Source organism: Synechococcus sp. H55.10 (assembly GCF_047502715.1).
GTDB lineage: Bacteria > Cyanobacteriota > Cyanobacteriia > Thermostichales > Thermostichaceae > Thermostichus.
In genome coordinates this window covers 40,682-47,328 of sequence record NZ_JANSJJ010000070.1, presented here as the reverse complement: position 1 = coordinate 47,328, position 6,647 = coordinate 40,682, and the positions used below count along the sequence as shown (strand labels likewise).

The following is a 6,647-nucleotide window of genomic DNA, read 5'->3' as shown; positions in this document are numbered from 1 at the left end:
CCCCACGGCAGCCTAGCGCGCCGCGCCGCTCACGCCCCCACCCCCAGCCCCTCTCCCCTAGGCACGCTCACCCCCAGCCCCTCTCCCCAAGGGAGAGGGGAGCTAGGTGTTGTGGTAGGCGGCCTGCAGGGCGGCCAAAGAGACCGACAACAGGGGATCCCCTTCTGCCGTCGTCAAGGCCAAGGGATCGGCAGGGGATCCCACTTGTCCCAGCAGTTGCCACTGGCCGGGGAGCTGGGACTCTAAGTAGGCTTCCCAAGGAGAGCGCTGGGCTGGATTGACAGAAACGAGGATGCGGCTGGATCCCTCGCCAAACAGGGCCTGATCCCAGCGCAGGGATCCGGGAGCCAGAGAGACGCTGGCGCCGCGGCCCCCGCTGAGGCAGGCTTCCGCCAGAGCCACGGCCAGTCCTCCCTCGCTACAGTCGTGGGCGGAGCGCACCCACCCCTGCCGGATGCCGTGGCGGCAGGCGGCTTGCACGCGCTTTTCCAGTTCCAGATCCACGGGGGCAGGCCGACCCGTGACCTTGTTGTAGATTGCCGCCAAATACTCGCTGCCGCCCAGACTGGTAACAGCCTGGGATCCCAAGAGGTAGATGAGATCCCTTTCTTGCTGCCACCCCTGGCCACAGACCAACTTCAAGTCTGGAAGGAGACCGACCATGCCGATAACGGGGGTAGGGTAGATGGCCTGGGATCCCTTCTCGTTGTAGAGGGAAACGTTCCCCCCTGTTACCGGTGTCCCTAGGGCACGGCAGGCCTCCCCAATCCCCCGACAGGCCAGGGCCAACTGCCAGTACACCACCGGGTTTTCCGGGTTGCCGAAGTTGAGGTTGTCGGTTACAGCCAAGGGCTCCGCCCCCACGCAGGAGAGGTTGCGGGCGGCTTCGGCCACCGCGGCTTTGGCCCCCTCGTAGGGATCCAAATATACCCAGCGGCCATTGCCATCGAGGGTGGCAGCAATGGCCTTGCGGGCAGCCTGCAGGGGGGGCACCTCGCCCACGCCAAACTTTTGCGAGCGGATGCGGATAACCGCTGCATCTCCCTGCCCCGGCCAAAGGACAGTGTTGTTTTGCACCTGGTGGTCATATTGGCGATAGATCCAGGCTTTGCTGGCCAGGGTGGGGCGGGCCAAAAGCCTCAGCAGCACCTCTTGCCACGTCAGGGTTGCCTGATCGAGGTGGATCCCTTCGCGACTGCAAGGGGGTAGGGTGGCGGGATCCCACTGCCACGCTGCCTGGACGTACTCCGGTGGCTCTGGCAGCAGCGGGCGGACGTAGACGGGGGTCTCTTCGGCCAAGGCCCGCGCCGGCACTTGCACCACGCAGGATCCGCGGTGCCAGATCTCCACCAGCGGCTCGGCAATGACTTCTCCGGCCACGCTGGCCTGCAGGCCCCAGCGGTGGAAGATCTCCATCACCTCCGCTTCGCGACCTTTTTGCACCACCAGCAGCATCCGCTCCTGGGACTCCGAAAGCAGGTACTCCCAGGCGGCCATGCCGCTTTCCCGCGCCGGCACCCGGTCGAGATCAAAGCGGATCCCTACGCCGCCTTTGGCGGCCATCTCCGCCGTGGAGCAGGTGATCCCGGCCGCTCCCATGTCCTGGGCGGCCACCACGGCTCCTGTGGCAAAGGCCTCCAGGCAGGCCTCGATGAGACATTTGCCCAGAAAGGGATCCCCCACCTGCACCGCCGGCCGATCCTGCTGGGAGTCCTCCTTGAGCTCGGCGCTGGCAAAGCTGGCCCCGCGGATCCCGTCCCGCCCCGTGGGGGCGCCCACGTACAAGACCGGATTCCCCACCCCCCGAGCTGCCGATTTCACCACCGCCGGCGTCTCCAGCAGCCCCAGAGCCATGACGTTGACCAGGGGGTTGCCACTGTAGCAGGGATCCACGGCCACTTCCCCCCCCACCGTGGGCACCCCCACGCAGTTGCCGTAGTGGGCGATCCCCTCCACCACCCTGGCCATGAGGCGGCGGTTGCGGGGATCCGTCAGCGGCCCAAAGCGCAGGGAGTTGAGCAGGGCAATGGGACGGGCGCCCAGGGTAAAGATATCGCGCAGGATGCCTCCCACGCCGGTGGCCGCTCCCTGGAAGGGCTCAACCGCTGAAGGATGGTTGTGGGATTCAATCTTAAAGGCCAGCCAGTCCCCATCCCCCAAATCTATGACGCCGGCATTTTCCCCCGGCCCCACCACCACCCGCTCGCCCGTAGTGGGAAAGTTTTTCAGCAGAGGGCGAGAGTTCTTGTAGCAGCAGTGCTCCGACCACATCACCCCAAACATGCCCAGCTCGGTGGGGTTGGGATCCCGGCCCAGTTGCTGCTGGATCTGGTGATATTCCTGGGGGGAGAGGCCGTGGAGCGTCAGCTCTTCAGGAGTAGGGGGCATAGGCACCAAGGTTAAGTCAACAAAGCCGGCCCCAAAAGGCGGGCCTGGCGTTCTTCCAGTATGCGACGCAGGCGGGGCCACTGCTGCAGCTGTGGGTCTTGGGCAATGAGCTGCTCTGCTGCCTGGCGGGCCAACTGCAGCACCTCTTGGTCATCCATGAGGCTGGCCAGAGCAAAATCGGGCAGTCCCGACTGGCGGGTGCCCATCACCTCCCCAGGGCCGCGGAAGCGCAGATCCATCTCGGCAATGAAAAAGCCATCGTGGGACTGCTCCAGGACTTTTAGCCGGCGCAGGGCCTCTTCGCTTTGGGATCCCGTCATCAGGATGCAGTAGGCCTGTTCGGATCCCCGCCCCACCCGCCCCCGCAGTTGGTGGAGCTGGGAGAGGCCAAAGCGCTCAGCATGCTCCACCAGCATCACCGAGGCGTTGGGCACATCCACCCCCACCTCGACCACCGTGGTGGAAACCAAGATATCCAGCTCCCGCCGGCGGAAAGCTTCTATGACGGCGTCCTTCTCGCTGCTGGTCAGACGCCCGTGCAGCAGGCCCACCCGGAACTGGGGGAAGACCTTCTCCTGCAGGCGCTGGTGCTCTTCAATGGCGGACTTGAGATCCAGCTTCTCAGACTCTTCAATCAAAGGCAGCACCACGTAGGCCTGCCGCCCCTGGGCAATCTCCCGCTCCATCAGCCGCACCACCTGCAGGCGATCCCCCGGTCGAGCCACCACCGTGTGCACCGGCTTGCGCCCCGGGGGCAACTCGTCAATTTGGGTAACATCCAGATCCCCGTGCAGGGCCAGGGTAAGGGTGCGGGGGATGGGGGTGGCCGTCATGGTCAGGACATCGGGGTGATCCCCTTTCTGTTGCAGGGCAGCCCGCTGTTCGACGCCAAAGCGGTGCTGCTCGTCGATAACCACCAAGCCCAGGTTGCGAAACTGCACCGCCGGCTGGATGAGGGCATGGGTGCCAACAACTAGGGGCAGCTCCCCGGTCTGCAACTGCCGCAGGATCTCGCGCCGCTTGGCGGGGGGTGTGGAGCCGGTCAAGAGTTCAACGGGCACTTGCAGTTGGCTGAGCCACTCCACCAGCTTGCGGTAGTGCTGCTCGGCCAAGACCTCCGTGGGAGCCATGAGGGCCGTCTGCCAGCCCGACTGGATGGCCGCCAGCAAAGCCGCCACCGCCACCACAGTTTTGCCGGATCCCACATCCCCCTGCAGCAGGCGGTTCATGGGCAAGGGATCCCGCAGATCCGCCAGGATCTCGTCGATGGCCCGCTGCTGGGCAGCGGTCAGCTGGAAGGGCAGGATTTGGTAGAAGCGGTCCAAGAGCTCCCCTCTAGCTGGCTGGTAGCGGGGGACAGCCTGGGCCTGGGCGCGGTAGCGCTGCCGCCGCTGCAAGAGGCTAAGTTGCAGGTAGAAAAACTCGTCGAACACCAGCCGCCGCCGGGCCTGGGCCAGCAGCTCTTGCGTCTTGGGAAAGTGGATCTGCTGCAGGGCAAGGGGCAAGTCCAACAGCTGCAACTGCCGCTTCAGGGGCTCCGGCAAGGGATCCTCCACCAAGGCGGCTGCCGGCAGGGCGAGCTGGACGGCTTTGCGCACCAGATCGGCGGGGATCCCTTCTGAGAGGGGGTAAACGGGTAGAATCTTGCCCAATCTCTCCGGATCCTCGCCCTCTCCCCCCAGCACCTCCAGTTGCGGGTTCTCCAGTGTCAAGCCCAAGCGGCCCTTTTTCACCAGACCGCTGGCCGCCACCACTGCCCCCTTGGGGTATTGCCGCTCCAGGGCCGCCTGCCAACTGCGCTGGGCAAATTGCCGCCCGCTGTAGAAGCGGCTGAGGGTGACTACGCCGCTTTTGTCGGCAAGCTTGAGGTTGAAGATGGTCAGCAAGGGGTTTTTGGGGCTGGTAAAGCAACTGCAGCTTTTCACCGTCCCCACCAGGGTAACCGTCTCCCCCACCTTGGCCTGGCGGATGAGCACGCGGCGGGAATAGTCCAGGTGATCCCGTGGGAAGTAGTAGAGGGCATCGCACACAGTGTGCAGGCCCAGTTGCGCCAGTTTCTCCGCCGACTTGGGGCCAATGCCCTTGAGAAATTGCAGCGGCTGCTCCAAACTAAGGCCCTTGGGCAGGGGCAAAGCAGGGCTGGGTGGAGCAGAGTGGGCTTGTTCTTGCTGGCGACGCAGCCGCTCCAGCCAGCGGCGGGTTTCCGCCACCAGGTGCTGCCGCTCCGGCAGCTCTAGCTGGGGGTAGAGGCGATAGCGGGATCCCAGTTCTTTCCACCGCCGTCGCGCTTCCCCATCCAGGATCCAGCCAGCGGGGGGATCCTGGCCAAACACGCTCTGCAAAAATTGGGAGAAGGTCTGCTCTCGCCCCCGCAGGTCGGTAAACCCCACCTCCGCTTCCAGAGAAAGGGCGCGCTGAACCCGCTGTAGATCCACCTGGCTCAAGTTGCTTCTGGGTTGGCTGCCGGTAGTATCCTTTATCCAACTTTAGCCAATGGCAAAGCGTCCCAGGCGCAGCCCCTGGGCCTCAACTCAAAAGGGCCTGCTCTATAGGACAGGCCCCCGGATCCAGAGCAACCTTATTCTTCCAGATGGAAACTAGCTGCGGGCCAGGGCGGATCCCAGCAGCACGGCCATCACTGCCGGCACCAGGGCAATGGCCAGGATGGTGAAAACTTGCGCGTCGGTCATAGCCAACTCCTAAAACCCAGTGCTGTAAACCTGCCCCTCACTTTACCCCGGCTGGTGACCAGACCTGGGGCCCAAAAACATTCTTTACAAAGCGGCCTTTGGTTCTGCGCTTAGCCGCTGCGGGATCCCCTGGCCTCAATTGTGTTACGATGTTGCTTCACAACGCTGTTGCGACCGCAGGGTAATTCTGGCCTTTTTTTCTTTGCAACGTTTGCTCTTGGCGTCACCATGGTAGCCGCCCCCCACAGCCTAACCACTCCCCGGGACAACCTGGCCATTTTGGCCGAAACGGATCCCATCGTTTACCGCCTCATCCAGCAAGAGCTTAAGCGCCAGCGGGATCACCTGGAGATGATTGCCAGCGAGAACTTCACCTCGCCGGCTGTCCTGGCGGCGCAGGGCTCGGTGCTTACCAACAAGTATGCGGAGGGTCTACCCGGCAAGCGCTACTACGGCGGCTGCGAATTTATCGACGAGATCGAACAACTGGCCATCGACCGCGCCAAGCAACTGTTTGGGGCGGCCCACGCCAATGTCCAGCCCCACTCCGGCGCCCAGGCCAATTTCGCGGTTTTCTTGGCTCTGCTGCAGCCAGGAGACACGATCATGGGCATGGATCTGGCCCACGGCGGCCACCTTACCCATGGCTCGCCAGTCAATGTCTCTGGCAAGTGGTTCCGCGTGGTGCACTATGGTGTGGATCCGCAGACGGAGCGGATTGATTTTGACCAGGTGCGGGATCTGGCCCTGCAGCACCGGCCTAAGCTGATTATCTGCGGCTACTCCGCCTACCCACGGACAATTGATTTTGCTGCCTTCCGCGCCGTTGCCGATGAGGTGGGGGCCTATCTGATGGCAGACATTGCCCACATTGCTGGCCTGGTGGCCACTGGGCACCACCCCAACCCCGTGCCCCTCTGCGATGTGGTAACCACCACCACCCACAAGACGCTGCGGGGGCCGCGCGGGGGGCTGATTCTCACCCGCGACCCGGAATTGGGCAAAAAGCTGGACAAGGCGGTGTTCCCCGGCAGCCAAGGGGGGCCTTTGGAGCATGTCATTGCCGGCAAGGCAGTGGCCTTTGGAGAAGCCCTGCAGCCCAGCTTTGCCCAGTACTCCGCCCAGGTCATTGCCAATGCTCAGGCACTGGCAGCAACGCTGCAACGACGGGGCATCCGGTTGGTTTCGGGGGGCACCGACAACCACCTGATGTTGCTGGATCTGCGCTCGGTCTCGGCAGTGCTGGAGAAAAACGGAGCGGCGGATCCGGTGATGACGGGCAAGCGGGCGGATCGCCTGATGGAGGAGATCCACATTACCGCCAACAAAAACACCATCCCCTTTGACCCGCAGCCGCCCTTTGTGGCCAGCGGCCTGCGCCTGGGATCCCCGGCCTTGACCACCCGCGGCCTGGGCGCAGCAGAATTTGAGGAAATTGGGGAAATTATTGCCGATTGCCTGTTTCAACCGGGGGATCTGGCTGTGCTCGAAGACTGTCGCCGGCGAGTGGCCCAGCTCTGCCGCCGCTTTCCGCTCTACCCCCAGTTGGGATAACCGCAGTCCTCTCCG

At 64.0% G+C, this 6,647-nt stretch carries 4 protein-coding genes; 1 reads left to right on the top strand and 3 read right to left on the bottom strand.

Annotated elements, in window-relative coordinates; translation table 11 throughout:
- Positions 1-102: 102 nt before the first annotated feature.
- From purL to psaM, 3 genes are all read right to left on the bottom strand, one after another.
- On the bottom strand, positions 103-2,388 hold the full coding sequence (gene purL, locus NW858_RS05605; RefSeq protein ID WP_414520076.1) for a phosphoribosylformylglycinamidine synthase subunit PurL: 2,286 nt from the start codon (positions 2,386-2,388) through the stop codon (positions 103-105).
- Between the two features lie 11 nt (positions 2,389-2,399).
- A complete protein-coding gene (recG, locus tag NW858_RS05600; RefSeq protein ID WP_414520077.1) occupies positions 2,400-4,823 on the bottom strand; it encodes an ATP-dependent DNA helicase RecG in 2,424 nt (807 codons plus the stop codon).
- Between the two features lie 162 nt (positions 4,824-4,985).
- Positions 4,986-5,078 carry a photosystem I reaction center subunit XII gene (gene psaM / locus NW858_RS05595; protein WP_414332959.1) on the bottom strand — a complete coding sequence of 31 codons (93 nt, stop codon included), beginning with the start codon at positions 5,076-5,078 and terminating at the stop codon, positions 4,986-4,988.
- Positions 5,079-5,306: 228 nt separating this feature from the next.
- Between psaM and glyA the strand changes: the two genes are divergently transcribed.
- Entirely contained in the window at positions 5,307-6,632 is a 1,326-nt protein-coding gene (gene glyA, locus NW858_RS05590) for a serine hydroxymethyltransferase (RefSeq protein ID WP_414520075.1), read from the top strand.
- Positions 6,633-6,647: the final 15 nt, after the last annotated feature.

What these genes read in the sequence shown, in the direction of transcription:
- glyA (WP_414520075.1), top strand. Translation starts at nt 5,307, where the DNA reads ATGGTAGCCGCCCCCCACAGCCTAACCACTCCCCGGGACAACCTGGCC.
- purL (WP_414520076.1), bottom strand. Translation starts at nt 2,388, where the DNA reads ATGCCCCCTACTCCTGAAGAGCTGACGCTCCACGGCCTCTCCCCCCAG.
- psaM (WP_414332959.1), bottom strand. Translation starts at nt 5,078, where the DNA reads ATGACCGACGCGCAAGTTTTCACCATCCTGGCCATTGCCCTGGTGCCG.